This is a genomic window from Pseudomonas sp. MWU13-2105 (assembly GCF_023242315.1).
Classification (GTDB): Bacteria; Pseudomonadota; Gammaproteobacteria; order Pseudomonadales; family Pseudomonadaceae; genus Aquipseudomonas.
The window spans coordinates 211,189-236,819 of sequence record NZ_JALLIY010000010.1 but is presented as its reverse complement, the minus strand read 5'-3'; the positions used below and the strand labels follow the sequence as shown (position 1 = coordinate 236,819).

Genomic DNA, 25,631 nt, shown 5'->3' with positions numbered 1-25,631 from the left:
GCTCCTGCCGCCAGCGTTCGTTGCTTTGTCCATGAACCCAAAGAAAGACACCGTGCCCCTGCCCGAAGACCTGCGCGTATTCCTCACCGTCATCCGCAAGGCCGGCTTCGCCGCCGCCGCCGATGAACTGGGACTGTCGCCCGCCTACGTCAGCAAACGTATCCAGATTCTCGAAAGCACCCTTGCCACCCGCCTGCTGCATCGCACCAGCCGACGTATCGCCCTGACCGAGGACGGCGAGCGGGTACAACGCTGGGCGGTGCGTATCCTCGAGGACTTCCAGCAACTCAACGACGAACTGTCCGAAGCCCACGACAACCCCAGCGGCCGCCTGCACCTGTGCAGCAGCTTCGGTTTCGGACGCAACCATGTAGCCCCGGCGCTGTCGCTGCTGGCCGAGCGTTATCCGGACCTGGAGATCCGCCTGGACCTGTTCGACCGCGTGGTGGACATCGTCAGCGAGGGTTTCGACCTGGAGATCCGGGTAGGCGACGATATCCCCGGCCAGCACATCGGTCGACGCCTGGTGAGCAATCGCCGGGTCCTCTGTGCGGCACCGGCCTACCTGGAACGACGTGGCACACCGCAGCAGTTGAGCGACCTGGAGCAACACGATTGCCTGGTGCTCAAGGAGCGTGACAACGCCTTCGGTATCTGGAATCTGGAGCGCGACGGCAGCCAGGACAGCGTGCGCGTGCGCGGGCCGTTGTCGTCCAATAGCGGTGAGATTGTCCTGCAATGGGCATTGGATGGACGCGGCATCCTGCTGCGCTCGTTATGGGACGTCAAACCGCTGCTGGAACAGGGCCGACTGGTGCGGGTGCTGCACGACTACACCCAGAGCGCGAATGTCTGGGCGGTGTACCCGACACGGCTGGCGTACTCGGGGAAACTGCGGGTGTGTGTAGAGTTCTTGCAGGAGCATTTTCGACAGCTGTCGATCTAACCGCCTTCAGGACTCACCACATCAACCCCATGTGGAGAGCGGACAACCCCTAATGCCGTTCAATTAAGGCAATTTGAAGTCGAACGCGGACTGTGGCGAGCGGGCTTGCCCGCGCTCGGCTGCGAAGCAGTCGCAAAACCTGTGACCGCGTTCTATCTGATACAGCGCGGTTGCAGGTTTTAGGGCCGCTTCGCGCCCCAGCGCGGGCAAGCCCGCTCGCCACAATGAGTCGGTGGTCTCCTCCTAATCGACGAGCCGGCCCAGGTTTCAGCTCAACCAGGGATTGGCCTGCAAATGCGCCCGCTCGAACGCCCTGATCTCCTCACTGCGCTGCAAAGTGCTGCCAATGGCATCCAAGCCCTGCATCAACGCCGTCTTGCGCAACGTATCGATCTGGAACTCGATCACACTGCCATCCTGCAAACGGATCTGCTGACTCTCAAGGTCAATACTGATCTCGGCACTCCGCGGCTGGCTCACCACCTGCCCCAGGCGCTGCGCCGTCGCCTCATCCAGGGTGATCAACAACACCCCGTTGCGCTGGCAGTTATCGTAGAAGATCCCGGCGAAACTGCTGCCGATCAGCGCCCGGATCCCCATCTGTTTCAGTCCCCACACCGCATGCTCACGGCTGGAGCCGCAACCGAAGTTCGGCCCCACCACCATGAAGCTGGCGCCGTTCCAGGCCGGCTGATTCAGCACGAATCCAGGATTGGGTTCACCCGACGGCAACACCCGCAGGTCGAAGAACAAACCACGGTCCAACCCGTTGCGATCGATCCCCTTGAGGAACTGCTTGGGCATGATCACGTCAGTGTCGATATTGGCCGCCAGCATCGGCGCGGCCTTGCCGGTGACGTGGGAAAATGGCTGCATGCTCATGGCCTTGGCTCCAGATGGCGAATATCGGTCAGGTGTCCGGCAATGGCGGCGGCGGCCACCATCGCCGGACTCATCAGATGTGTGCGCGCCCCGGCGCCCTGGCGCCCTTCGAAATTGCGGTTGGTGCTGGAGGCGCAGCGGTCGCCTGGCTCCAGCACGTCATCGTTCATCGCCAGGCACATCGAGCAACCCGATTGCCGCCACTCGAAACCGGCGTCGATAAACACCGCCGCCAAACCTTCGGCCTCGGCCTGATCACGCACCTGGGTCGAGCCCGGCACGATCATCGCCCGCACATGCTTGGCCACGTGTTGACCACGCACCACACGGGCCGCGTCACGCAGGTCCTCGATTCGTGCATTGGTGCAGGAACCGATAAAGGCATGGCTGATGACGATCTCATTCAGCGGCATGCCGGCTTCCAACCCCATGTAATTCAGGGCGCGGCGCATGTCCTGGCGCAGGATCAGGTCGCTGATATCTTGCGGGTCCGGCACCTTCGCCCCGATGGGCGCGGCCTGGTCCGGGCTGGTGCCCCAGGTGACCATGGGTTCCAGCGCGCCGGCATCCAGTTCGACTTCACGGTCGAACCGCGCGCCCGCATCCGTGTGCAATTCCCGCCAACGGGCCACGGCCTGTTCCCACAGCTCGCCCTTGGGCGCCCGGGGTTTGTCCTTGAGGTAAGCGAAGACTTTCTCGTCCGGCGCCATAAAGGCCCCGCGCGCACCCGCCTCCACCGCCATATTGCAGATGGTCATGCGCGCCTCGACGCTCAGGGCATCAATGGTCGAGCCGCGGAATTCGATGGCATAACCGGTGGCCCCGGAAGCGCCGATCTTGCCGATCAGCGCCATGATCACGTCCTTGGATGTCAGCCCCGGCGCCAGCTCACCGCTAACCGTTACCCGCATCGTCTTCAGGCGTTTGTAGACCAGCGTCTGCGACGCCAGCAAATGTTCGATCTCCGAGGTGCCAATACCGAAGCCGAACGCTCCCAGGGCGCCATAGGTGGTGGTGTGGCTGTCACCGGCGGCGACCACCATCCCCGGCAGGATAAAACCCTGCTCCGGGGCGATCACATGCTCGATGCCCTGGCGTTTGTCGAGCACATCGAACAGTTCGATAGCGAAGTCGGCACAGTTCTCGGCCAGGTATGACACCTGCCGCGCACCGCCGGCGTCCGGCATGGCGGCGACGCGCTTGGGCGCGGTGGGGTTCACATGGTCGACCACGGCCAGCGCGGTTGCCGCGCGCCAGACTCCGCGCTTGGCTTCGCGCAGGCCGCTGAAGGCTTGCGGGCTGGTGTATTCGTTGATGACCTGACGGTCGATATACAGCAGGACATGGCCCTGGTCATCGAGGCGACACACCGTATGGGAATCGATGTGCTTGTCGTAGAGGGTTCTTGTTTGAGTCATGGTGGCGCTCGCAGGAATGAAAGTACGCGAGGCTGTCGGATCACGGCGGCAGGCCGACAGACGTCACAGCCATCATAGGCAGCGAGGACGGCGCATCAATGGCGGGAGGGTGATGGCTGGGAACATGGATCGTGTTTGATCGGCGCTTGCGTTGCGCAAGCGCCTGGCCGATGCAGACGGCCGTCAATGCGACAAGGGATTCAGACCTTGGTATCGATCGACATGCTGGCGCCGGAACTGGCGAACTGCTGCAGGTTCAGCAGCACGTTAATCGCCTTCTTGTATTCCGGGATCATATGGTTGGAGAACTGGTCACTCGAGCTGCCGCTTTGCAGCGTGCTGATCTGGGTGGCGAAATAGTCCAGCGCGTTGAATTTTTCGCCGGGCTTGTTTTTCGTCCCGGCAGTGGCCAGCAGGCCGGCGGTGGTCGTGCTGATCAGGCCGTGTTCCTTGAGGATATTGCTGTACTTGGTCAACTGGTCCGGGGTGACCGATTTCGGGTCGAAGCCCTGGAACTGCGACTGCAGCTTGTCCTTCTGCATCTGCGTGGTGTCGAGGGCGGTCGGGTCCCGCGGGATGTTGTTGAGCACCTGCTTGTTCTTGATTTCCTGCATGTTGGCTTTCTGCGCATCGGCAGTCTTGCGCTCAAACACGCGAGAACTGAGCGCCGTGGCCCAGGCGGTTACCGAACCGGTGCTCATGCCCGACCTCCGGCCATACGGCCGCGGGTGGTGTCACCGTGCTGCTGAGGTCCTTTCAAGGCGAGCATATGCAGTGTCCTGTCAAAGGTGAAAATAAGAAATCATTCTGGTCATGTAACACTAATGTACAAATATACAATCTTTGTTACAGAACGCCCATCGAAAAGATGTATTGGAATTGTGGGTTGGCCTGGGATGGACAATGGGTGCCGGTGGGCGGGCGGTAAGGGCTGGGGCGGACCTGTAGGAGCCCGGCTTACCGGCGATGATGCTGGCTCCGCCCCTATCCACCCTTCATTCTCAGTTAACGTTTTCAGCCGGAGATGTCTGTCTGGCGTTGATCACCATGGTCATGGCAAGCATGTCGCCGAGACGCCGTCGGAAGCCAAAAAACACGAAAACCGCATCCAGCACGCTGAATAGCGCCTTCGGCACGTTGCGCAAGAACGACTGGAACAGCGAGCACGGGGTATTAACCGGAAAGCCGACAGCCGAAATACCCATCAGTCGCTTGCCCACCGTCTGCCCGTTCGGCAACGCATCACCGAACAAAAAATAAGCAAAGGCTGCAATTTGCAGGGCATTTCCCGTCCAATAACATATCCCCCCCACAAAGCTGTCATGGGGGAAAAAGAAAAGACCCAATACACGTTTCACCACGATAAGTAGAAAAACAATAAACAGGTCAATCATGTAAGCAAACAATCTCTTCCAAGGACTGGCAAGATCATAGAAAGATGTTGGAACATTAGTATCCGAAATACCCATCGCAGGTTTCCTTGGTTCAAATTCATGGCTCTGCCCCCGGCTATAAATCCTGGCGCGAAGCGAATTACGGAGGATAAAAACATTATAAAAAGGGAGCGGATGCTGATCCCCCCCTTTTACTTTCGACCTCAGTCCGTCCCGTACTTCGGCGAGCGCGGGCCATACAACAGGCCTGCCGGATGCCCGGCGGACAACAGTCGCTGACTGGTGATCCCTGCAATGGGATGGCTCACGTCGTTGGCACTGTTGATAATCTGCTTGACCGCCGCGGTGATCAGCGCGCCGACCAGACCGCCACCACTGTTGTTATTCCCTTCCTCGCTGGAAGCCGTGGCACTACCAGTCCAAAGTGCGGTACCGGTCTTGAGGTCCACCAGCCTGGCACTGGCCGTCACGATGGTCGCGCTGCTGATCACCCGGTACTGCGTACCGTACTGGGTCACCGTGATGTACAAGGCCGCATCCGCGCCGAAAATTTCCTTCAGCTTTGCCGGCGAAGTGTTGTGGATGTCGGTTGGCGTGTTCAGGCCGTTCTGCTGGAAAGTTTCATCCACCAGCGCCACCGGCATGACGTAATAACCGGCTTCCGCCAACGGGAATGTCACCTGGGACAACAGGCTGTAGGTGGCCTTGATATCCGGTGATTCGTTCAGGGGTGGCAATACCAGGATCGTCCTTGGGCGGGCCTGCTTGTAGGCCGAATAATCCACGGTCTTGGGGGCTGCGCAACCACCCAGCAGACTCACCAGCAACAGGGCGGCCAGTGCATTCAGAAAACGCGAATTCATTGCTTGATCCCCTTCTTGGCGTTGCTCAACAAAAAGTCCATGTAAGCCGTCGATTCTGGGAACAACGCTTTCTCGGTCTGGAACTGCTGCACCATCTGGTCGTCCTTGCCAAGGCTGCCGTAGAGCATGCCCAGGTGGGCGTGATAACCCGGTGGCGCGGCTCGATTGGTGGCCTTGATCTTCTGCAAGTCGGCTTCCAGGGCCTCGACTTGCGCCTCCTTGGCCTCACCGTTGAAGTACTGGTAAACCTGAGGCTGATAGCCTTCCCACTGATACAGCGTCTTGACCTGCGGAGCGCAGCCCGCCAACAAGGCGCCGCCTGCTGCTATTGCCACGATGTAACCTAGCAAACCGAACTTTTTACCCATGACGCGTGAAGCTCCCTGTTTTTGTTGTAGAAATACTTATGGCCGGCCCGGTTTCCAGGCGCCGCTGTCGATCGCCTGAACCATCTTGTTCACGGCTTCACGCATGGCCAGGTCCAGGACCTTGCCATTGAGGGTCGAGTCGTAGCTGGCAGTCCCGCCGAAACCGATGACTTCGCGGTTGGACAGCGCGTACTCACCGGCGCCCTGGCTGGAATACACCACTTCCGAGGTGACGATATTGACGATATTCAGGGCGACCTTGGCGTAGGCCACCTGGGTCTTGCCGCGCCCGAGAATGCCGAACAACTGGCGATCGCCGGTTTCCTTGCGGCCGAACTCGGTGACGTCGCCGGTGACCACAAAATCCGCGCCCTTGAGTTTCTGCGACTGAGACTTGATGTTCGCTTCCTGCTGGATCTCCGCCAGGTTGTCGCGGTCCAGCACGCTGAAACGGTTGGTCTGCTGCAAATGGGTGATCAGGATGGTCTTGGCCTGGCCGCCGAGACGGTCGACACCATCGGAAAAGATCCCGCGCATATAGCTGGAACGGTTATCGAACTTGCCGACCGCAATCGGGGTGCGCGCACCGGTGTAGACCTGGTTGGCGGTTTCCACTTGCTGCACCGGCAAGGCTCGGGAACTCTCGGTGGCACAACCACCGATGGAGGTCAGCGTGATCGCTGCCATCCCGAAAATGACGACCTGCGAGATTTTTTTCATGCAGCACACTCCTGGGGAAAATCGGACCTGGGGATATTGGGAAACGGGCGGACAAAAATTTCAGGCGAACAGCAAGGCAACGGCCTTCACCGTGGGCAAAGCCGGACCTGTGATCGTCAAGGGGTTATCGCCGGAGGCTGCGGAAAGCGCTCCAGGGTTTTGAACGGGGAGATTTCGAAGAAACGAAGAGACTCGGGTAACGGCACGGCATGGCCGCGGGGGACCTCATCCCGAGGGTGAAAACACACATGTTCATTCCTTGAAACATTTGATATCAATTTAATGGCCGCATCATAAGGTGGTGACAATAACGCGTCAAGAAATCGGAAGGCTGAATACGGGCCAAGCGCACAAGCCGCAAGGCCCTCTGCGCCGAATATCGACGATATATTCCGCAAGCTTTTTATGTGGAGAGGTAAGTGAGGCTGCGATCGGGTTATCCAACCAAGATAACTCTCTTTCCCTTGAGTGAAATTTCCTAGAAAATCCAACTCGCTTGCGCCTGCCTATTCCGCTGGCTAGTCTCCTCCTTGTCACTGCTCATCAGTGATCGGGTTTAGTCGCCCGCGAAACTACGGCGCACAGCGCCATCCTTGAGACTGGCGCTTTTTTATCGCCTGCACTTTATGGTGGTCGTGCGCAGGGCACCTTAGGGTGCGCCGGTTCCCTAGTTTCCAATTCGCGGTGCGTGCTGACAAAGCCCGCAGTTTGATTGATGCCGGTGACATCACGCTGGTTGAGCACATCGCCAGTGACGGCCGTCACACCCACATCGCGTCCGGCAATCATCCCGCCCGACTTGTTGACGATATTGTTACTCGCCAATGCGTCCAGGCGATTGCCCGCTTCGACCAGGCCAGTATTGAGCAGATCCTTGGGCATTCGGCGCGGCAATATTGACGATCGGCACGCCATTGCCCACCTGCCCCAGCGTGGTACCGCCGCCGCTGACCGCAATGCCGTCCGCCTGGGCCAGCAACGGCTGCCAGAACATCGCGTTCGCCAGCCCACGCTTGGGCAGGCCAAGGAAGTGCTCACGGTTTTTCAGGGCAGCAGAAGGCTGCCGAGCCAGGAAGGCAAACTGACGAACGTCCATGTCGGGAATCTCGAGGCAGCGAAGGCGACGAGGCGCCCTTTAGATGGCGCTATGCCATCAATCGGCCGCGATCATAGGGCGGCCATTTAATGGCGTCAGTAAAATGTACCAATTTATTTCAATGCAGACACAAACACCCTGGAAGAACCTTCCAGGTGCCCGGGAGAAAGGCATCACGCAGGCCAAGGGTGGCGACGCCGGTCAGCGCCGCCGCCCTCGCAACAGGCCAGATCAGGCCCGGGTATTGATCGACATGCTCGCGCCGGTACTGCCGAACTGCTGCAGGTTCTGTAGCACGTTAATGGCACGCTTGTACTCGGGCACCATGTAGTTGGAGAACTGGCTACCGTTCAAACTGCGGTCCTGGATCGTGCTGATCTGGGTCGCAAAGTACTCCAGGGCATTGAACTTTTCGGTCGGTTTCTTTTGCACGCCGAACTTGTCGAACTGCTCGCCGGCGTTGAGCATCAGGCTGGCGGTGAATGGGCTGATCAGGCCGCGCTCCTTGAGGAAGCTGCTGATCTTGCCCAATTGATCCGGGCTCACCGACGAAGGATCAAAACCCTTGAAGTTGCTCCGCAGCTTGTCCTTGGACATCTTCCCGGTGTCGAGCGCCAACGGGTCCTTGCCGAGATCCCTGAGGACTTGCTGGGCCTTGGCGTTCACGGCCTTGGCGCGATCGGCCGGCGCGCCATCCGGTACAAAAATCCGCAAGCCGGCCGCGCTGGCCCAGGCCCCTACCGTTCCCATGCTCATGACAGGGCTCCCCCGTCGAAAGAGCGGGAACTACCGCGCAGTTGCTGACCTCCTGGAAAGACAATCATGGAAAACCTCTTCGATGGGCTCGGGGTGCAAGTTGAAGGAACTGGTCCGATCGACCATGTAGCGTATTATTTCAAACTACTTACAATTAACACACGAAACATTACATTTCCTCCATCACTTTCTGAATGTCCCCCCTCAGCACGTCACCGCGGAATTTCCAGCGCCTTCTTGTACGATCGTACCTAAAGCTCCTCCAGCCCAAGCCGATAACCGAACGAAACCCTGACTCGATCAGGCGACCGAATAATAAAAAGCTGCTTTGCAAGGACAGGTCCCATGCCCATGTTCCGTACGATCCAAGCCCGCTACACGCTGTTTCTGGTCCTGTTCGTCCTGCTGTTGTTCGTCCTGACCGTGGTCGGGATCAGCCAGTTGGTCGCCCCCACGTTGCGCCAGACCGAAGAACAGGTCGTACTCAATCGCGTGGCCGAAGTGGCCGAGCAGATCAAAGGCGAGTTGAACAAGGTCCAGGCCCAGCAACGCAGCATCACCCAGACCATTCCCCTGCTCGACAGCGACACCATCGACAAGGTCCTGCCCGGCCTGGTGGATCAATACGGCGAGTTGAAGGTCTTCGGCGGCGGTATCTGGCCCCTGCCCGGCCAGCGCACACCGGGACGGAACAAGCACAGCACGTTCTGGCACCGCGATGGCAACGGCCAATTGAAGGTCAATACCTTCTGGAACAGCGCCGAAGCGCCCAACTATTACGAACAACCCTGGTACAAGGGCGGCATGGCCACCCCGCGCGGCCAGTGCGCCTGGGCGGCAGCCTACAAGGATGACGCCAGCCAGGAGCCGCGCACCAACTGCGCCATGGCCATCCAGCGCGACGGCGTGCCGTATGGCGTCTCGACCATCGACGTGACCCTGGGTTTCTTCAACGACCTGGTGGCGCGCAAGGAAAAGGACATCGGCGGTGAAATGCTGATCGTCGAAGCCGACGGCAAGATCATCAGCAACAGCACCCATATCAACAGCCCGGTGGTGCTCAAGAACATCAACGACCTGGCTGGCGGCTCGGCCTTCGCCGCGCAGGTCAAGACCGCCCTGCAAAACCGTGACGCCGCGTCCCATCGCGTGGAGTTCAACAACGACGGCGTGGCCAGCACTTTCTTCATGCGCTCCATCGAAGGCACCCCCTGGTACCTCGCCACGGCCCTGCCGACCCAACTGATCACCGCCCAGCGCGATGACGTGCTCAATACCCTGGCGCTGCTGCAGATCCCGATGATCGTGCTGCTGGTGCTGTTGCAGGTCTATGCCATCAGCAAGCTGGTCAACCGCATGCGCGCGCTCAAGACCAATATCGACGCGTTGTCCACCGGTGATGCCGACCTGACCCGGCGCATCACCATCCGCGCCGAAGATGAACTGGGGGCCATCGGCCACTCGGTGAACCGCTTTATCGTCTACCTGCAGAACATGATCGGCGAAGTCACCCAGGCCACCGGCGATATGGCCGCAAGCCTGGACAAGCTGCAGCAGACCTCGGCCCATACCAACCAGATCCTCACCCGTCACGCCTCGGAAACCGAACAGACGGTCACCGCCATCACCGAGATGAGCGCCACCGCCGACACCGTGGCGGAGAACGCCGCCGAAACCGCCGCCTTCACCCAGCGCGCCAACGAACACGCCGACCGTTCACGGGTGGTGGTGGGCGAGGCCTCCAGCAGTGTGGTGGCGCTGATCGACGAAGTCTCCAGCGCCACCCACAAGGTCGAGAGCATGCAGCAGGATGCCCAGCGCATCACTGAGATTCTCGGGGTGATCGGCGCCATTGCCGGACAAACCAACCTGCTGGCCCTGAACGCGGCCATCGAAGCCGCCCGCGCCGGCGAGCAGGGTCGGGGTTTCGCGGTGGTGGCCGACGAGGTCCGCGCCCTCGCCGCCCGGACCCAGGCCAGCACCTCGGAAATCAACGAGATGCTCACACGCCTGACCCAAGGCGTCAGTTCATCGGTCGCCGCCATGGAAAATACCCAGGCCAGCTGTCAGTCCGCGGCCGATGCAACCGCGCGGGTCAACGCCGGGCTCGATGAGATGGCCGGCTCCGTCAGCCATATCAACAGCCTGAGCAGCCAGATCGCCACGGCCGCCGAACAGCAGAGTTCGGTGACCGAAGAGATCAACCGCAGCATGGTGCAGATCCGTCATATGGTCGATGAACTGGTCCAGAGCGGCCATGCCACCGATGCCAACACCCGCAGCCTGCTGGACGCCAACAACCGGGTCAGCGCGTTGATGGGCCGTTTCAAAGTCAGGTAGACCGCTGTCGGTCGTGCCTCGGAGGGGGGCACGACCGCCGGTCTTGTGTTGGCCTTGTGTTGCTCCTGCAGACCACGAAATATTTTGTATCACCTATGCTCATTACTGTTTCCGCCGTTTAACAAGGATTGCTGTCGGAGCAGAGCCATGGACCACCCCTCTTTCCAGCCTTTTGCCAAGACGCTCAGTAACGAAGTCTATATAGAAGCCGCGATCGAGACGGTCTACGCCTACGTGACCCAGCCGGATCGCTGGCACGAATGGCACCCCACTTCCGTCAGCGCCGAGACCGGCATCCGTGGCCCGCTGCCCAAGGATCACCGTTTCACCGAAGTCATCGACCTGCTGGGTTTGCGGATCGAGATGGACTATCGGGTGGTCATCGCCGATGCGCCGAGCGAGTTCAAGATGGCATTCACCTCCCCGGTGGTCGATGGCTGCATTCACTACAGTCTGTTGCGTGATGGCCATGGCACCCGGTTTGTCCGCACCCTGCAGTACATCACCGAACTGAACCTGAGCGGTTTGCACGCCCGCATGATCGAGCTCTCGACCCGGGCGATGGACAACCTCAAGCACCTGCTGGAAACCCCGCAGCGCTCCACCGCCTGATGCCCGCGGGCACATCGTTAATCCAGGGTTAATCGCCGGTCACCAGCATCGCTCGGATTCCTCTGGAGATCCTGTATGTCGAATGCCCGCGCGCTCATGCTCGGCGGCCTGTTCCTGGCCGCGTCCCTCCCGGTCCTGTCCCATGCGGCCGAAGGCCCGGCCTACGGCCCGGAACTGCAAGGCTTCGAATACCCTTATCCGCTGCAGCATTTCGCCTTCCAATCCCAGGGCCAGGCCCTGCAAATGGGCTACATGGACGTCCCGCCCAGCGGCAAGGCGAACGGCCAGAACATCGTGCTGATGCACGGCAAGAACTTCTGCGCCGCCACCTGGGACTCGTCGATCAAGGCCCTGAGCGCCGCCGGCTACCGGGTGATCGCCGCGGACCAGATCGGTTTCTGCACCTCCAGCAAACCCGACAACTACCAGTACAGCTTCCAGCAACTGGCGAGTAACACCCACGCCCTGCTAGAAAAACTCGGCATCGAGAAAACCCTGGTGCTGGGCCATTCCACCGGCGGCATGCTCGCCACCCGCTATGCCCTGCTCTACCCGCAACAGGTCGAACGCCTGGCGCTGGTCAACCCCATCGGCCTGGAAGACTGGAAAGCCCTGGGCGTGCCCTATCGCAGCGTCGACCAATGGAACGAGCGCGAGCTGAAACTCAACGCCGAGGGCATCCGCAATTACGAACGCAGCACCTACTACGCCGGGCGCTGGAAACCCGGGTTCGACCGCTGGGTCGACATGCTCGCCGGCCTGAACAAAGGTCCCGGCCACGTCGCGGTCGCCTGGAACTCGGCGCTGATCTACGACATGATCTTCACCCAGCCGGTCTATTACGAGTTCAAGGACCTGAAGATGCCCACCCTGTTGCTGATCGGCAGCGCCGACACCACGGCCATCGGCAGCGATATCGCGCCGCCCGAGGTCAAGGCGCGCCTCGGGCACTACGACGTGCTTGGCAAACAGGTGGCGAAACTGATCCCGCGCTCGACCCTGGTAGAGTTCCCCGGCCTCGGCCATGCACCACAGATGGAAGAACCGGCGCGTTTCCACCAGGCCCTGCTCGACTGGCTGGCCAGCAAACAATAACGAGGAAAGAGTAAATGCCCCTACAGATCGCGGTAATCGATGACTGGCAAGGCGTGGCCGCCGAGGCAGTGGACTGGAGTGCCTTGAACGCCGTGGGCCAGGTCAGTTTTCTCCACGACTACCCGGCCGATACCGCGACCATGGCCGAACGCCTGGGCGCTTTCGAGGTGATCTGCGTGATGCGCGAGCGCAGCCCGTTCAACGAGGCCCTGCTGCGCCAGTTGCCGCGCCTGAAGCTGCTGGTGACCGGCGGCATGCGCAATGCCGCCCTCGATATCAAGGCCGCCAACGCCCTCGGCATCCAGGTCTGCGGCACCGACAGCTATAAACAGGCAGCACCGGAGCTGACCTGGGCACTGATCATGGCCGCCAACCGCAATCTGCTCAAGGAAGCCAACTCCCTGCGCGCCGGACACTGGCAGCAAGGCCTGGGCGGCGACCTGTACGGCAAGACCCTGGGCATTCTCGGCCTGGGCAGCATCGGCCAGCGTATCGCCGGCTACGCCAAGGCATTCGGCATGCGGGTCATCGCCTGGAGCGAGAACCTCAGCGCCGAACGTGCCGCCGAATCCGGGGTCGAGTACGTCAGCAAGGCCGAGCTGTTCAAACAGGCCGACCTGCTCTCGGTTCACCTGGTGCTCAGCGAGCGCTCCCGTGGCCTGGTGGATGCCCAGGCACTGGGCTGGATGAAGCCCTCGGCCTACCTGATCAACACCGCGCGCGGGCCGATCGTCGACGAACAGGCACTGATCGCGGCGCTTGAGCAAGGCCGGCTGGCCGGTGCGGCCCTGGACGTCTTCGAACAGGAACCGTTGCCCGCCGACCATCCGTTCCGCACCCTGGACAATGTCCTGGCCACCCCCCATGTCGGCTACGTCAGCCAGAACAACTACCGGCTGTTCTACAGCCAGATGATCGAAGACATCCAGGCCTGGGCGGCCGGACAGCCGATCCGCCTGCTGGGTTAAACACAGTCGGCGGACCGCTGCAATAAATAAGTAGCTCCACACCAGCCCCGTGGCTTCGTTTACTCGCTCCTGAAGTGCCGTCACCTCCGACGGCCCCCCAGGAGAACGCGCATGACCCGACCCACCTTCGAACTCGGCGGCTGGAGCCAGACCCTCACTCGCGAACCCATGCCGCACTTCACCCAGATGATGTACGGCATGGTGACCAACCTCGACGGCCTGACCACCGGCACCGCCGGCACGCCCGGCTGGAGCCCCGCCACTTCGCCGGCGCCACGTCCGCACGGCTACACCGGCAAAGTGCTCTGGACCTACGGCGGCGGCCTCTGCTCGCCGAAGGCCAAGCCAGCCGACCAGGATGAGATCGACGCCATCGTCAAAGCCACCCTCGACAACGACTGGGACGGCGTCGACTTCGACGACGAGTGCCAGATGAACATCCCGAATGTCATCGCCACCATGCAGCGCCTCAAGCAGCGGCACAAACAGACCCGCTTCGGTTTTATCTCGGGCTACACCTACAACACACCCGCCAGTGGCACCGGCATGGCCCTGAACGACAAGGTGCGGCAAGTGGTCCGGTCCGGGCATTGCGACCAGATCGTGCACTACTGCTACGCCAGCCGGATGTGGACCGATGCCGAAATCGAGCGTTATGTGGGACAGTCTCTGGAGCGCACTCTCGCCCATGGTGCATTGCCCGCGCAGTTGATCCTGGCGCTGACCAGCCGTGGCCTGAGCGATCACAATCTGCAACTATTCCTCGACCAGGTGACACGGCAGCGGATCGGCGGGCTCTATATCTGGGCGTACCACCAGTTGCTCCCCAGCCACCAACGCACCATTTTCGAGCATCTTGGCTTCGAACCCGCGCCAGCTGCGTGCAGCGGATCCGGGACGGTCGTCCAGGATCCGCTGTGACATAGATCAAATGCACCGTACTTTCCTAACATTCGTCTAAACAACGCCCTCCACGGCGGCGACATCTCTCCTACACTGACTTTCGGGCCTGCTGACCGCTCAGTCATTTCCGCGAAAAAAAATCGAAACTTCTGAACCAGCGGTCGGTCAGGTTAAAGGTAGGGCCTCTATTTCGGGTGTTGCGAGCAGAGGCATTCCCACTCCTTTCTTGCCTCCGTGCGACGAGCATTCTTCGCCCAGTCGCCCGGAACCAGTGTGTCCGACCAAAGGAAGCGGTTTGGGCACGCTGTATGAAAGAAAGGATGAACCAGATCAAATAAGACGGGAGAGACACATGATCAGCGCTGCGTTGGAAACTCAGGGAGAGCATTTGAATCAGGCCAGCGAAGCGGTCCCCGTGTCAGCCCCCTTGGCGGGAGGAAAACCTGTGTTGACGGCAGCCGCTGTCAATTCCAACAAGAAAAAGGTGCTGTTCGTCACCTCCGAGTTCGCCGACCTGGTCAAGACCGGCGGCCTCGGCGACGTCTCCGCCGCGCTGCCCCGGGCCATGCATCACCTGCACGATGTGCGGGTGCTGATTCCCGGTTATCCGCAGGTGATGAACAGTGACAACCCGATTCATATCATCGGCGAGCTGGGGGGCCACGCCGCGTTGCCACCCTGCAAGATCGGGCGCATGGACCTGCCCGACGGCCTGGTGATCTATGTGCTGATCTGCCCCGAGCTGTATGAGCGCGATGGCACCCCCTACGGCGCCAACAACGGCCGCGACTGGCCGGACAACCATATCCGCTTCGCCCGCCTGGGCCTGGCGGCGGCCGATATCGCCGCCAACCTGGCACAGATCCACTGGACCCCGGACCTGGTCCACGCCCACGACTGGCCGGCCGGCCTGGCCCCGGCCTATATGCACTGGCGCGGCCAGCGCACCGCGACCCTGTTCACCATTCACAACCTCGCCTATCAGGGCGTGGTCAGCCTCGCCTGCTGCCCGGAGCTGGGGATCCCCCCCCACGCCCTGCAACAGGAAGGCATGGAGTTCTACGGCAAGCTGTCGTTCCTCAAGGCCGGCATGGCCTATTCCAGCCATATCACCACGGTGAGCGCCACCTACGCCCAGGAAATCACCACGCCGCAATTCGGCTGTGGCCTGGACGGATTCCTTGCCAGCAAGACCCACCAGGGCCTGCTCAGTGGCATTCCCAACGGTATCGACGAAAGCTGGGATGCGGCCACCGACAGCCACTTGGTCCACCCCTTCAGCCCGGGCGACTGGGACGGCAAGGCGGTCAACGCTGCCCATGTGCGGAACCTGTTCGGCCTCGATCCATCAACCGGACCACTGTTTGCGGTGGTCTCGCGGCTGGTCTACCAGAAGGGCCTGGACCTGACCGAGGCGGTCAGCGAAATGATCGTCGACGCCGGCGGCCAGATTGCGATCATCGGTCGTGGCGAACCGGAAGAAGAACAGGCCATGCGCCAGTTGGCCCTGCGTTTTCCGGGGCGGATCGGGGTGCGTATCGGTTTCAACGAAACCGATGCCCGGCGCATGTTCGCCGGCAGCGATTTCCTGCTGATGCCCTCGCGCTATGAACCCTGTGGCCTGAGCCAGATGTATGCCCAGCGCTTCGGCTCGTTGCCGGTGGCGCGCAACACTGGCGGGCTGGCCGACACCATCGAGAACGGCGTCACCGGTTTTCTCTTCGACGAGTCCACCGTGGACAGCTATGCCGAGGCGCTGCGCCGGGCCTTCAAGGTCTTCGCCTACCCGCCACTGCTCAACGCCATGCGTTGCCGCGCCATGGCCGCCCCCTTCAACTGGTGCAAGGCGGTGGAGCCCTATGCCGAGCTGTACCAGAACCTGGTCGCCAAGTCCCGGAGCAGGTCGGGCCAGCACTGAGGGGGTCTTCATAGATGCCGTTACGGACTCTGGAAACCTGGCCTCATGGCGCAACCCTGCTGGACGCCGAGCATACCCGCTTCGCGCTGTGGGCCCCGGATGCCTATTACGTCAGCGTCGAGCTCGGCGATGGGCGTTCCCTGGCCATGCTGCCCCAGCACGACGGCTGGTTTGTCCTCGAGGCCCGTTGCCCGGTCGGCAGCCAATATCGCTTCCACATCGACGGCGAGCGACTGGTGCCCGACCCGGCCTCGCGGCGCCAGGTCGGCGATGTGCACGGGCCGAGCCAGGTGGTCGACTCCCTGGCCTATCACTGGCGACACAGGGATTGGCAGGGGCGCCCCTGGCACGAGGCGGTAATCTACGAACTGCACGTCGGTGCCCTGGGCGGCTATCGCCAGGTCGAATGCCAACTGGCGCGCCTGGCCGAACTGGGCATCACCGCCATCGAGCTGATGCCCCTGGGCCAGTTCCCCGGCGAACGCAACTGGGGCTACGACGGCGTGCTGCCCTATGCGCCGCAGGCCAGCTACGGTTCGCCCGAGGACCTCAAGCACTTGATCGACACGGCCCACGGGCACGGCCTGATGGTGTTGCTGGACGTGGTCTACAACCACTTCGGCCCGGACGGCAACTACCTCGGCCACTACGCCAAGGACTTCTTCCGCGACGACCAGCAGACCCCCTGGGGCGCGGCGATCGACTTTCGCCGCCGCGAAGTCCGTGACTTTTTCATCGACAACGCGCTGATGTGGTTGCTGGAGTACCGCTTCGACGGCCTGCGCCTGGATGCCGTGCACGCGATCAACGACAGCACCTTGCTCCACGAACTGGCGCAAGCGATCCGCAGCCAGGTAGACCCGGCGCGGCACGTGTGGCTGACCCTGGAAAACGAACGCAACCAGGCCAGCCTGCTGGAGGAAGCCTTTGACGCCCAGTGGAACGATGATGGCCATAACGCCCTGCACGTCCTGCTGACCGGCGAGTCCGACGCCTATTACGCCGACTATGCCCGGGAAACCACCAGCAAGCTGGCCCGCTGCCTGAGCCAGGGCTTCGTTTTCCAGGGCCATCGCGACCGTCACGGCCGCAGCCGCGGCGAACCCAGCGCGCATCTGCCGCCCAGCGCCTTCGTGCTGTTCCTGCAGAACCACGACCAGATCGGCAACCGCGCCCTCGGTGAACGCCTCAACCAACTCTGCCCGACGCCGGCCCTGAGGGCGGCCACGGTGCTGTTGCTGTTGTCGCCGATGATTCCGTTGCTGTTCATGGGCGAGGAAACCGCGGCCTGCGAACCCTTCCTGTTTTTCACCGATCACCACGGCGAACTGGCCGCCGCCGTGCGTGACGGCCGTCGCGCCGAATTCGCCGATTTCCCGGCCTTTGCCGACCCCGCGCGGCGGGCGCATATCCCCGACCCGAACGCCGTCGAGAGCTTCAACGAGTCGCGCCCCGACCTGAACGACGCAAGCGACGACTTCAACCGCCGGGCCACCGTACGCCTCTACCGCCAACTGCTGGAACTGCGCCACCGGGAAATCATCCCCCGGCTCCCCGGCGCCCAGGCCCTGGGCAGCGAGGTGCTGGCCGAAGGCGCCCTCAGTGCGCGCTGGCGCATGGGCGACGGTAGCCTGCTGCGCATCGACCTCAACCTCAGTGCCGAATCCGTCGGCCATAGCCCACCCACTCAAGCTCGCTTGCTGTTCGAAAGCACCGCCGGCGCCAGTCGCCAATTGGATGAAGGCCATCTGGCCCCTTACTGCGCGCTGGTTACCCTGACCCCCGGGGACGTCTTGCAGTCACCCACCGGAGAGCACCCATGAGCGACGCGCAACTGGAAACACTCGCCAGCCGGGCCGGCCTGGCCGTCGATTGGATCGACGCCAATGGCCGACCGCAGAAGGTCCGACCCGAGGTCTTGCGCAAGGTCCTGGCCGGGCTCGGCCATCCCGCCGACAACGACCTGGCCATCGAGAATAGCCTGCTGGAACTGCAACTCGCCCAGCAACAAAAGCACCTCCCACCGCTGTTGACCGTGGACGCCGGCAAGGGCCTCGACCTGGCCCACTATTTCGCCGCCGACACGGCCTGCGAGGTGCATCTGGAAAACGGTACGGTCCTGCACTTGCACCTGGACCAGGACGCGGTACTACCGGGCAAGGTTCCGGTGGGCTACCAGACAGTGCATATCGCCGGCCAGCACTTCACCCTCGCCGTAGCCCCGGCGCAGTGCCACAGCGTGGCGGCGGCCACCGACAGCGCTCCCCCCCGCGCCTGGGGCCTGACAGTCCAGTTGTATGCCCTGCAACGTGTCGGCGACGGCGGTTTCGGCGACACCCTGGCCCTGGAGAACCTGGTCCGCGCCGCCGGCGAACGCGGCGCCGAGGCCCTGGCGATCAGCCCGTTGCACGCCATGTTCAGCTGCGACCCGCAACGCTACAGCCCCTACTCGCCGTCCAGTCGGTTGTTCCTCAACAGTCTGTATGCGGCACCGCAAGCGATTCTCGGTGAAGCCGCCCTGCGCCAGGCCATCGACACCACCGGACTGGCCGATGAACTGCAGCAACTGGAAGCACTGCCGTTGATCGACTGGCCCCGCGCCGCCCGTGCCAAACAGCGCCTGTTGCGTGCGCTGTACGACGTTTTTCGCGTCGGCACTCACCCGCGCGCCGTCGACTTCGCGCGCTTTCGCCAGGCCGGCGGCGAGGCCCTGGAAAATCACTGTCGCTTCGAAGCCCTGCAAGCGGCCTGCATCGCCCGCGGCGAAAGTACCGACTGGCGACACTGGCCCTCGGCCTGGCACCATCCCGACAACCCGGCCCTGGCCATCTTCGCCGAGCAACAGGCCGAGGAGATCGGCTTCTACGCCTTCAGCCAATGGCTGATCGCCGAGTGCCTTGAGCGCGTGCAAAACGCCGCCCGCGACAGCGGCATGGGCATCGGCCTGATCGCCGACCTCGCCGTCGGTGCCGATGGCGGCGGCAGCCAGGCCTGGAGCCGACAGGACGAACTACTGGCCGAACTCACCGTCGGCGCGCCGCCGGATATCCTCAACCGCACCGGGCAGGGCTGGGGCATCTCGGCCTTCGCCCCGGAGGGCCTGAAGCGCCACGGTTTCCGTGCCTTTATCGAAATGCTGCGGGCCAACTTCGCCCATGCCGGCGGCTTGCGTATCGACCATGTGATGGGCCTGCAACGGCTCTGGGTGATCCCCCTCGGCTCGCCGCCGAGTGACGGCGCCTACCTGTATTACCCGGTGGACGACCTGCTGCGCCTGCTGACCCTGGAGTCCGCCCGCCACCAGGCGGTGGTGCTCGGCGAAGACCTCGGCACGGTGCCCGAGGGCCTGCGGGAAAAACTCGCCGCGCGCTCGATCCTCGGCATGCGCGTGCTGTTGTTCGAGCAGGAATACGACCATCGTTTCCGGCCGATCCTCGACTGGCCGGACAACGCGCTGGCCATCACCAGCACCCACGACCTGCCGACCCTCAACGGCTGGTGGCATGCCCGGGATATCGACTGGAACATCCAGCTCGGGCTGGTCGATGGCGCCACCGCCGATCACTGGCGCGAAACCCGCCAGCACGAACGCGAGGGCCTGCGACGCGCCTTGAGCAGCGACCCGCAGAATTTCCGCGATGAGTCCCATGAGACCGACCAGGTCCTCGATGCCAGCGTGCGTTTCCTCGGCCATACCCGGGCACCGCTGGTGTTGCTGCCGCTGGAGGACGCCCTGGGGGTCGAGGAACAGGCCAACCTGCCCGGCACCCTCAACAGTCACCCCAACTGGCGACGCCGCCTGCCCGGCGACAGCAGCCAGTTGCTCGACGATGTGGACGCCGCCCGCCGCCTGGAACTGCTGGCCTGTGCCCGCCTCCAGGCCGCCGAGCGTGACCGATGAACCCACCCTTGCGTGCGACGGTGCGCCTGCAATTTCATCGAGGGTTCAGCCTCGATGACGCGGTGCCGCTGGTGCCCTACTTCGCGCAACTGGGCATCAGCCATCTCTATGCCTCACCGCTGCTCACCGCGCGCGACGGCTCCATGCACGGCTACGACGTGGTCGACCCGACCCGGGTCAACCCACAACTGGGCGGCGAAGCGGCGCTGCGACGCCTGGTGCAGACCCTGCACCAACACGACATGGGCCTGATCCTCGACATTGTCTCCAACCATATGGCGGTCGGCGGCGCGGACAATCCCTGGTGGCTGGACCTGCTGGAATGGGGACGGCTGAGCCCCTACGGCGAATTCTTCGATATCCAGTGGCACTCACCCGACCCGTTGCTCGAGGGGCAGTTGCTGATGCCCTTCCTCGGTAGCGACTACGGCGTGGCCTTGCAGGAAGGCGCCATCCCCTTGCGCTTCGATGCCGGGCTTGGCGGCTTCCATGTCGAACATTACCAGCACCGCTTCCCCATCTGTCCCCGGGATTACGCACAGATACTGGCCGACATCCCCCAGCTGGAAACCCTGGCCGGGCACTTCAAGGCCCTGAACAGCCTGCCCGACGCCTATGCCCAGGCGCGGGTCTTGCGCGCTGAACTTGCACAACGCGGCGATCTGCATGCCGCCATCGAGCAGAACCTCGCCCGCTATGACTCGCGCCGGCCCGAGGGTTTCCAGCGCCTGCACCGGCTGCTGGAACGCCAGCACTACCGCCTCGCCAGTTGGCGTACTGCCGCCGACGACATCAATTGGCGGCGCTTCTTCGATGTCAACGAACTGGGCGGCCTGCGGGTCGAGCGCCCGGCGGTGTTCGAGGCCACCCACCGGAAAATTTTCCAACTGATCGAGGATGGCCTGGTCGATGGCCTGCGCATCGATCATATCGACGGGCTCGCCGACCCGCGCGGATACTGCCGCAAGCTGCGCCGGCGGGTCGATCGCCTGGCCCCCGGACGGCACCTGCCGATCTATGTGGAGAAGATCCTCGGCCTGGGCGAAAGCCTGCCCCGTGACTGGCAGGTGGATGGCACCACCGGCTACGAATTCATGGATCAGGTGTCGCTGCTGCAACACGATCCGCGTGGCGAGCAACCCTTGAGCGAACTCTGGAGCCGCTTGAGCGAACGCCCCGCCGAGTTCGCCGAGGAAGCCCGGCTGGCTCGCCAGCAGATCCTCGCCGGTGGACTCGCCGGGGATTGTGAAAGCGTGGCCCAGGCCCTGCTGCAGGTGGCCCGGGACGACCTGATGAGCCGCGACCTGACCCTTGGCGCCATTCGCCGGGCCTTGCAGGCATTGATCGTGCACTACCCGGTGTACCGCACCTACATCAATGCCAATGGTCGCCCGGCCGAGGACGAGGTTTTTTTCCAACAGGCCCTGGCCGGCGCCCGTACCACCCTCGGCGAGGCCGACTGGCCGCTGCTCGACTACCTGCAACAGTGGCTCGGCGGGCACCCCTGGCGCAGGCGTGCACCGGGCCGTCAGCGCAAGCTGCTCAAGCATGCCTGCGTGCGCTTCCAGCAACTGACCTCGCCGACCGCGGCCAAGGCTGTGGAAGATACGGCGTTCTATCGCTCGGCGGTGCTGCTGTCGCGCAACGACGTGGGTTTTTCCAGCGAGCGCTTCAGTGCGCCCGTGATCGACTTCCATGCCGCCAATCAACAACGCCTGGAAAACTTCCCGGACAACCTGTTGACCAGCGCCACCCATGATCACAAACGGGGCGAGGACAGCCGCGCGCGACTGGCGGTGCTGAGCGAATGCGCCCCATGGTACGTCGAACAGGTGCTCGGCTTTCGTGAACTGGCCCAAGCCCTGCGCGCTGATCCCCAGGCGCCCTCGGCGGCGGACGAGTTGATCCTCTACCAGGCACTGCTGGGCAGTTGGCCGCTGACACTGTCGAGCGACGATCCGGCCGCGCTGCGCGATTACGCCGGGCGTCTCGGGCAATGGCAAAACAAGGCACTGCGCGAAGCCAAGCTGCACAGCAGCTGGAGCGCACCGAACGAGGCCTACGAACAGGCCTGCCAGGCTTTCCTCGACGCGCTGCTGACCCGCTCCGTCGGCCTGCCGCTGCGCCGGGCGTTGGCGGCGGCGGTGGAAAAAATCGCCGCGGCCGGCGCGCTCAACAGTCTGGCCCAGTGTTTGCTGCGCATGACCGTACCGGGTGTGCCGGACCTGTACCAGGGCAATGAGTTCTGGGACTTCAGCCTGGTGGATCCGGACAATCGCCGACCAGTGGATTTCACTGAGCGGCAACGAGCGTTGCACCAGTCGGTATCGCCTGAAGCGCTGCTGGCGGACTGGCGCAGCGGTCGCCTCAAACAGGCCTTGATTGCCCGTACGCTGGCGGTGCGGGCCGAACATGGGAGGGTCTTCGGTCGCGGCGATTATCAACCGTTGGAAGTGCTCGGCGAACAGGCCGGGCATGTACTGGCCTTCATGCGTAGCTCGTCGACGCAGCGGGCCATTGTGATCGTACCCAGGCAGGCAGCCAGGTTACTGGCAGATACTCGACTGCCGCGGGTACAGGCACTGGTTTGGGGCGATACGCGGGTCAAACTGCCGTTCGCCGCACCGGGGCGAAAATTAAAGGGACTTTTTTCGATGTGCGCAGTCACACCCCATAGCGAGCTGATGGTCGGTGCGGCACTCGGAGATTTCCCGGTCAATCTCTTTATCCAAACTTGAGTTCAGGAGCATGGCGATGAGCACCGACGAAAAACGCATCCGCGAATTTGCTTACCAGATCTGGGAATCGGAGGGTCGCCCCACGGGCCAGGAGTCCCGACATTGGGAGATGGCGCGCAAGCTGGCGGAAGCCGAGGCTCTGGCGCCGAAAAAGCCGCCGGTGGCCAAACCCGCCGCCAAGCCCAAGGTTGCCACCAAGCCGGCGGCTGCGCCGAAAACGGCAGCGAAGCCGGCTACCACCGCCGCCAAACCGGCCGCAGAAAAGAAACCGCGAACGCCACGCAAGCCGTCAGCCAGTTGAGCCTTGTACGGTACTGAAGACAGCACGTACTGATGTGGGAGCGGAGCTTGCCCGCGAAGAGGTCCTGAAGATCGCCAAAAGCTTCGCGGGCAAGCTCCGCTCCCACAGGTACGTGGCGTTATTGCCAACATGAACCTTCGATCCGTACACCGCGCCACCGAATACACCCGCAGGAGCGCCCATGACCAAGCCGAAAAAGCCCGAACCCACGCCCGAAGCCCAGCCCTCGCGAATCCGCGAAGGCCTGCCCTTCCCGCTCGGGGCCACCTGGGATGGCCTGGGGGTCAACTTCGCGTTGTTTTCCGCAAATGCCACCAGGGTCGAACTGTGCTTGTTCGACGCCAGCGGTGAAGTCGAGCTCGAACGCATCGATCTGCCCGAATACACCGACGAGATCTTCCACGGCTATCTGCCTGACGCCCATCCCGGGCTGATCTACGGCTACCGGGTATACGGCCCCTACGATCCGCAGAACGGCCATCGCTTCAACCCCAACAAACTGCTGATCGATCCCTACGCCAAGCAACTGGTCGGCCAGTTGAAATGGTCCGAAGCACTGTTCGGCTACACCATCGGCCACCCCGACGCCGACCTCAGCTTCGACGAGCGCGACAGCGCGCCCTTCGTACCCAAGAGCAAGGTCATCGACCCGGCCCACACCTGGGGCCACGACCAGCGGGTCAATGTGCCCTGGGAGCGTACCCTGCTCTATGAAACCCATGTACGCGGCTTCAGCATGCGCCACCCGGCGGTGCCGGACGCGGTGCGCGGGACCTTCGCCGGGTTGATGGTCGACGAGGTGCTGGAACATATCCGCAAGCTCGGGGTGTCCTCGGTGGAGCTGCTGCCGATCCACGCCTTCGTCAACGACCAGCACCTGCTGCAAAAAGGCATGACCAATTACTGGGGCTACAACAGCATCGCCTTCTTCGCCCCCGACCCGCGCTACCTGGCCAGCGGCAAGATCGCCGAATTCAAGGAGATGGTCGCGCACCTGCACGAAGCCGGCCTGGAGCTGATCCTCGACGTGGTCTACAACCACACCGCCGAAGGCAACGAGCAGGGCCCGACCCTGTCCATGCGTGGCATCGACAACGCCTCCTACTACCGCCTGATGCCCGACGACAAGCGTTTCTACATCAACGACTCAGGCACCGGCAACACCCTGGACCTGAGCCATCCCTGCGTGCTGCAGATGGTCACCGACTCGCTGCGCTACTGGGCCACGGAAATGCACGTGGACGGTTTCCGCTTCGACCTGGCGACCATCCTCGGCCGCTACCACGACGGTTTCAACGAACGGCACAGCTTCCTCGTCGCCTGCCGCCAGGACCCGGTGCTGCGCCAGGTCAAGCTCATCGCCGAACCCTGGGACTGCGGCCCCGGCGGCTATCAGGTAGGCGGCTTCCCGCCGGGCTGGGCCGAGTGGAACGACCGTTTCCGCGACACCGTGCGCGCCTTCTGGAAAGGCGACGACGGCCAGCTCGCCGACTTCGCCCGGCGCATGACCGCCTCCGGCGACCTGTTCGACCAGCGCGGCCGACGCCCCTACACCTCGATCAACTTCATCACCGCCCATGACGGCTTCACCCTGCACGACCTGGTGTCGTACAACGACAAGCACAACGAAGCCAACGACGAGAACAACCAGGACGGCACCAACAACAACCTGTCCTGGAACCACGGTGTGGAGGGGCCGACAGAGGATCCGGCGATCAATACCCTGCGCCTGCGGCAGATGCGCAACTTCTTCGCCACCCTGCTGCTGGCCCAGGGCACGCCGATGATCGTCGCCGGCGACGAGTTCGCCCGCACCCAATATGGCAACAACAACGCCTACTGCCAGGACAGCGAAATCGGCTGGGTCAACTGGGAGCTGGACGAGGATGGCAAGTCGTTGCTCAAGTTCGTCAAGCGCCTGATCAAGCTGCGCCTGGCCTACCCCATCCTGCGCCGCGGGCGCTTCCTGGTCGGCGACTACAACGAGCAACTGGGAATCAAGGACGTCACCTGGCTGGCGCCGGACGGCCAGGAAATGACCACCGAACACTGGCACGACGGCAATGGCCGCTGCCTGGGCATGCTGCTCGACGGCCGCGCCCAGGTCTCCGGCGTTTCCCGCACCGGCGCCGATGCGACCTTGCTGTTGGCGGTCAACGCCCACCACGACGGCGTCAACTTCCGCTTGCCGGAAGTACCGCAAGGCATGGACTGGACCTGCGTGATCGATACCAACGACCCGCAGGTCAAGGGCCAGGAGCGTTTTGCCTTTGACAGCGAATACACCCTCACCGGGCGTTCGTTGGTGATGTTCGAATTGCAACGTGGTGAAGAAACCTGACGTTTTTTCCAGCAATAAAAGTCGCACTTCAGTCGGTTTGGGCGATACTCACTCGCGCATTCCCGGGTCGC

The 25,631-nt window shown here is 62.8% G+C and carries 21 protein-coding genes and 1 pseudogene; 13 read left to right on the top strand and 9 right to left on the bottom strand.

The features are described from left to right. Positions 1-31: 31 nt before the first annotated feature. Positions 32-946: an L-tartrate utilization transcriptional activator TtdR gene (ttdR, locus tag M5B96_RS16735; RefSeq protein ID WP_248797844.1), complete on the top strand. Its 915-nt coding sequence runs from the start codon at positions 32-34 to the stop codon at positions 944-946. Positions 947-1,213: 267 nt separating this feature from the next. Here ttdR and leuD read toward each other — a convergent pair whose 3' ends face one another. From leuD to M5B96_RS16700, 7 genes are all read right to left on the bottom strand, one after another. Next, positions 1,214-1,828 carry a 3-isopropylmalate dehydratase small subunit gene (gene leuD / locus M5B96_RS16730; RefSeq protein ID WP_248797843.1) on the bottom strand — a complete coding sequence of 205 codons (615 nt, stop codon included), beginning with the start codon at positions 1,826-1,828 and terminating at the stop codon, positions 1,214-1,216. Further along, on the bottom strand, positions 1,825-3,246 hold the full coding sequence (gene leuC, locus M5B96_RS16725; protein WP_248797842.1) for a 3-isopropylmalate dehydratase large subunit: 1,422 nt from the start codon (positions 3,244-3,246) through the stop codon (positions 1,825-1,827). The genes leuD and leuC overlap by 4 nt, the downstream gene beginning before the upstream one ends. 200 nt (positions 3,247-3,446) lie before the next feature. Continuing rightward, positions 3,447-3,947 carry a hypothetical protein gene (locus M5B96_RS16720; RefSeq protein ID WP_248797841.1) on the bottom strand — a complete coding sequence of 167 codons (501 nt, stop codon included), beginning with the start codon at positions 3,945-3,947 and terminating at the stop codon, positions 3,447-3,449. Positions 3,948-4,247: 300 nt separating this feature from the next. Beyond that, positions 4,248-4,715: an RDD family protein gene (locus M5B96_RS16715; protein ID WP_248797840.1), complete on the bottom strand. Its 468-nt coding sequence runs from the start codon at positions 4,713-4,715 to the stop codon at positions 4,248-4,250. Positions 4,716-4,843: 128 nt separating this feature from the next. Further along, entirely contained in the window at positions 4,844-5,503 is a 660-nt protein-coding gene (locus M5B96_RS16710; RefSeq protein ID WP_248797839.1) for a DUF799 domain-containing protein, read from the bottom strand. Beyond that, on the bottom strand, positions 5,500-5,871 hold the full coding sequence (locus M5B96_RS16705; RefSeq protein WP_100939274.1) for a DUF4810 domain-containing protein: 372 nt from the start codon (positions 5,869-5,871) through the stop codon (positions 5,500-5,502). The genes M5B96_RS16710 and M5B96_RS16705 overlap by 4 nt, the downstream gene beginning before the upstream one ends. A gap of 36 nt (positions 5,872-5,907) precedes the next feature. Beyond that, positions 5,908-6,591 (bottom strand): CsgG/HfaB family protein, encoded by a 684-nt coding sequence (locus M5B96_RS16700; RefSeq protein ID WP_248797838.1) that lies wholly within the window; start codon positions 6,589-6,591, stop codon positions 5,908-5,910. Here M5B96_RS16700 and M5B96_RS16695 point away from each other — a divergent pair. Further along, a complete protein-coding gene (locus M5B96_RS16695) occupies positions 6,545-6,754 on the top strand; it encodes a hypothetical protein (RefSeq protein ID WP_248797889.1) in 210 nt (69 codons plus the stop codon). The two genes, M5B96_RS16700 and M5B96_RS16695, sit on opposite strands and share 47 nt — an antisense overlap. 708 nt (positions 6,755-7,462) lie before the next feature. Here M5B96_RS16695 and M5B96_RS16690 read toward each other — a convergent pair. After that, positions 7,463-7,687 (bottom strand): annotated as a pseudogene (locus M5B96_RS16690) (ShlA/HecA/FhaA protein); the annotation flags it as partial. Positions 7,688-7,918: 231 nt separating this feature from the next. After that, complete coding sequence (locus M5B96_RS16685; RefSeq protein ID WP_248797836.1) at positions 7,919-8,443, bottom strand: hypothetical protein; 525 nt, start codon at positions 8,441-8,443, stop codon at positions 7,919-7,921. Positions 8,444-8,788: 345 nt separating this feature from the next. On the opposite strand from M5B96_RS16685, the gene M5B96_RS16680 reads away from it, so the two are divergent. From M5B96_RS16680 to glgX, 11 genes are all read left to right on the top strand, one after another. Continuing rightward, the gene (locus M5B96_RS16680) at positions 8,789-10,783 is read left to right on the top strand and encodes a methyl-accepting chemotaxis protein (RefSeq protein WP_248797835.1); all 1,995 of its coding nucleotides are present in this window, start codon (positions 8,789-8,791) and stop codon (positions 10,781-10,783) included. Positions 10,784-10,930: 147 nt separating this feature from the next. Further along, on the top strand, positions 10,931-11,395 hold the full coding sequence (locus M5B96_RS16675) for an SRPBCC family protein (protein ID WP_248797834.1): 465 nt from the start codon (positions 10,931-10,933) through the stop codon (positions 11,393-11,395). Positions 11,396-11,470: 75 nt separating this feature from the next. Then, a complete protein-coding gene (locus M5B96_RS16670) occupies positions 11,471-12,490 on the top strand; it encodes an alpha/beta fold hydrolase (RefSeq protein WP_248797833.1) in 1,020 nt (339 codons plus the stop codon). Between the two features lie 14 nt (positions 12,491-12,504). After that, complete coding sequence (locus M5B96_RS16665) at positions 12,505-13,458, top strand: D-2-hydroxyacid dehydrogenase family protein (RefSeq protein ID WP_248797832.1); 954 nt, start codon at positions 12,505-12,507, stop codon at positions 13,456-13,458. A gap of 111 nt (positions 13,459-13,569) precedes the next feature. Continuing rightward, positions 13,570-14,379, top strand: coding sequence for a hypothetical protein (locus M5B96_RS16660; RefSeq protein WP_248797831.1), 810 nt, complete (start codon positions 13,570-13,572; stop codon positions 14,377-14,379). Between the two features lie 334 nt (positions 14,380-14,713). Continuing rightward, on the top strand, positions 14,714-16,279 hold the full coding sequence (glgA, locus tag M5B96_RS16655; RefSeq protein ID WP_248797830.1) for a glycogen synthase GlgA: 1,566 nt from the start codon (positions 14,714-14,716) through the stop codon (positions 16,277-16,279). A gap of 14 nt (positions 16,280-16,293) precedes the next feature. Then, a complete protein-coding gene (gene treZ, locus M5B96_RS16650; RefSeq protein WP_248797829.1) occupies positions 16,294-18,102 on the top strand; it encodes a malto-oligosyltrehalose trehalohydrolase in 1,809 nt (602 codons plus the stop codon). Further along, a complete protein-coding gene (malQ, locus tag M5B96_RS16645) occupies positions 18,099-20,180 on the top strand; it encodes a 4-alpha-glucanotransferase (RefSeq protein WP_248797828.1) in 2,082 nt (693 codons plus the stop codon). The genes treZ and malQ overlap by 4 nt, the downstream gene beginning before the upstream one ends. Next, a complete protein-coding gene (locus M5B96_RS16640; RefSeq protein WP_248797827.1) occupies positions 20,177-22,918 on the top strand; it encodes a malto-oligosyltrehalose synthase in 2,742 nt (913 codons plus the stop codon). Before malQ ends, M5B96_RS16640 begins: the two co-directional genes overlap by 4 nt. A 16-nt stretch (positions 22,919-22,934) precedes the next feature. Continuing rightward, positions 22,935-23,219: a DUF2934 domain-containing protein gene (locus tag M5B96_RS16635; protein WP_248797826.1), complete on the top strand. Its 285-nt coding sequence runs from the start codon at positions 22,935-22,937 to the stop codon at positions 23,217-23,219. Between the two features lie 181 nt (positions 23,220-23,400). Further along, positions 23,401-25,560, top strand: a complete 2,160-nt coding sequence (gene glgX, locus M5B96_RS16630) for a glycogen debranching protein GlgX (RefSeq protein WP_248797825.1) — start codon at positions 23,401-23,403, stop codon at positions 25,558-25,560. Positions 25,561-25,631 lie beyond the last annotated feature (71 nt).

Bases quoted from the DNA above. Each gene is read 5' to 3' on its own strand.
- leuC (WP_248797842.1), bottom strand. From the start codon at position 3,246: ATGACTCAAACAAGAACCCTCTACGACAAGCACATCGATTCCCATACG.
- M5B96_RS16675 (WP_248797834.1), top strand. From the start codon at position 10,931: ATGGACCACCCCTCTTTCCAGCCTTTTGCCAAGACGCTCAGTAACGAA.
- M5B96_RS16700 (WP_248797838.1), bottom strand. From the start codon at position 6,591: ATGAAAAAAATCTCGCAGGTCGTCATTTTCGGGATGGCAGCGATCACG.
- M5B96_RS16665 (WP_248797832.1), top strand. From the start codon at position 12,505: ATGCCCCTACAGATCGCGGTAATCGATGACTGGCAAGGCGTGGCCGCC.
- M5B96_RS16710 (WP_248797839.1), bottom strand. From the start codon at position 5,503: ATGAATTCGCGTTTTCTGAATGCACTGGCCGCCCTGTTGCTGGTGAGT.
- M5B96_RS16635 (WP_248797826.1), top strand. From the start codon at position 22,935: ATGAGCACCGACGAAAAACGCATCCGCGAATTTGCTTACCAGATCTGG.
- ttdR (WP_248797844.1), top strand. From the start codon at position 32: ATGAACCCAAAGAAAGACACCGTGCCCCTGCCCGAAGACCTGCGCGTA.
- M5B96_RS16685 (WP_248797836.1), bottom strand. From the start codon at position 8,443: ATGAGCATGGGAACGGTAGGGGCCTGGGCCAGCGCGGCCGGCTTGCGG.
- M5B96_RS16705 (WP_100939274.1), bottom strand. From the start codon at position 5,871: ATGGGTAAAAAGTTCGGTTTGCTAGGTTACATCGTGGCAATAGCAGCA.
- glgX (WP_248797825.1), top strand. From the start codon at position 23,401: ATGACCAAGCCGAAAAAGCCCGAACCCACGCCCGAAGCCCAGCCCTCG.
- leuD (WP_248797843.1), bottom strand. From the start codon at position 1,828: ATGAGCATGCAGCCATTTTCCCACGTCACCGGCAAGGCCGCGCCGATG.
- M5B96_RS16670 (WP_248797833.1), top strand. From the start codon at position 11,471: ATGTCGAATGCCCGCGCGCTCATGCTCGGCGGCCTGTTCCTGGCCGCG.
- malQ (WP_248797828.1), top strand. From the start codon at position 18,099: ATGAGCGACGCGCAACTGGAAACACTCGCCAGCCGGGCCGGCCTGGCC.
- M5B96_RS16720 (WP_248797841.1), bottom strand. From the start codon at position 3,947: ATGAGCACCGGTTCGGTAACCGCCTGGGCCACGGCGCTCAGTTCTCGC.
- M5B96_RS16640 (WP_248797827.1), top strand. From the start codon at position 20,177: ATGAACCCACCCTTGCGTGCGACGGTGCGCCTGCAATTTCATCGAGGG.
- M5B96_RS16660 (WP_248797831.1), top strand. From the start codon at position 13,570: ATGACCCGACCCACCTTCGAACTCGGCGGCTGGAGCCAGACCCTCACT.
- M5B96_RS16680 (WP_248797835.1), top strand. From the start codon at position 8,789: ATGCCCATGTTCCGTACGATCCAAGCCCGCTACACGCTGTTTCTGGTC.
- treZ (WP_248797829.1), top strand. From the start codon at position 16,294: ATGCCGTTACGGACTCTGGAAACCTGGCCTCATGGCGCAACCCTGCTG.
- glgA (WP_248797830.1), top strand. From the start codon at position 14,714: ATGATCAGCGCTGCGTTGGAAACTCAGGGAGAGCATTTGAATCAGGCC.
- M5B96_RS16715 (WP_248797840.1), bottom strand. From the start codon at position 4,715: ATGGGTATTTCGGATACTAATGTTCCAACATCTTTCTATGATCTTGCC.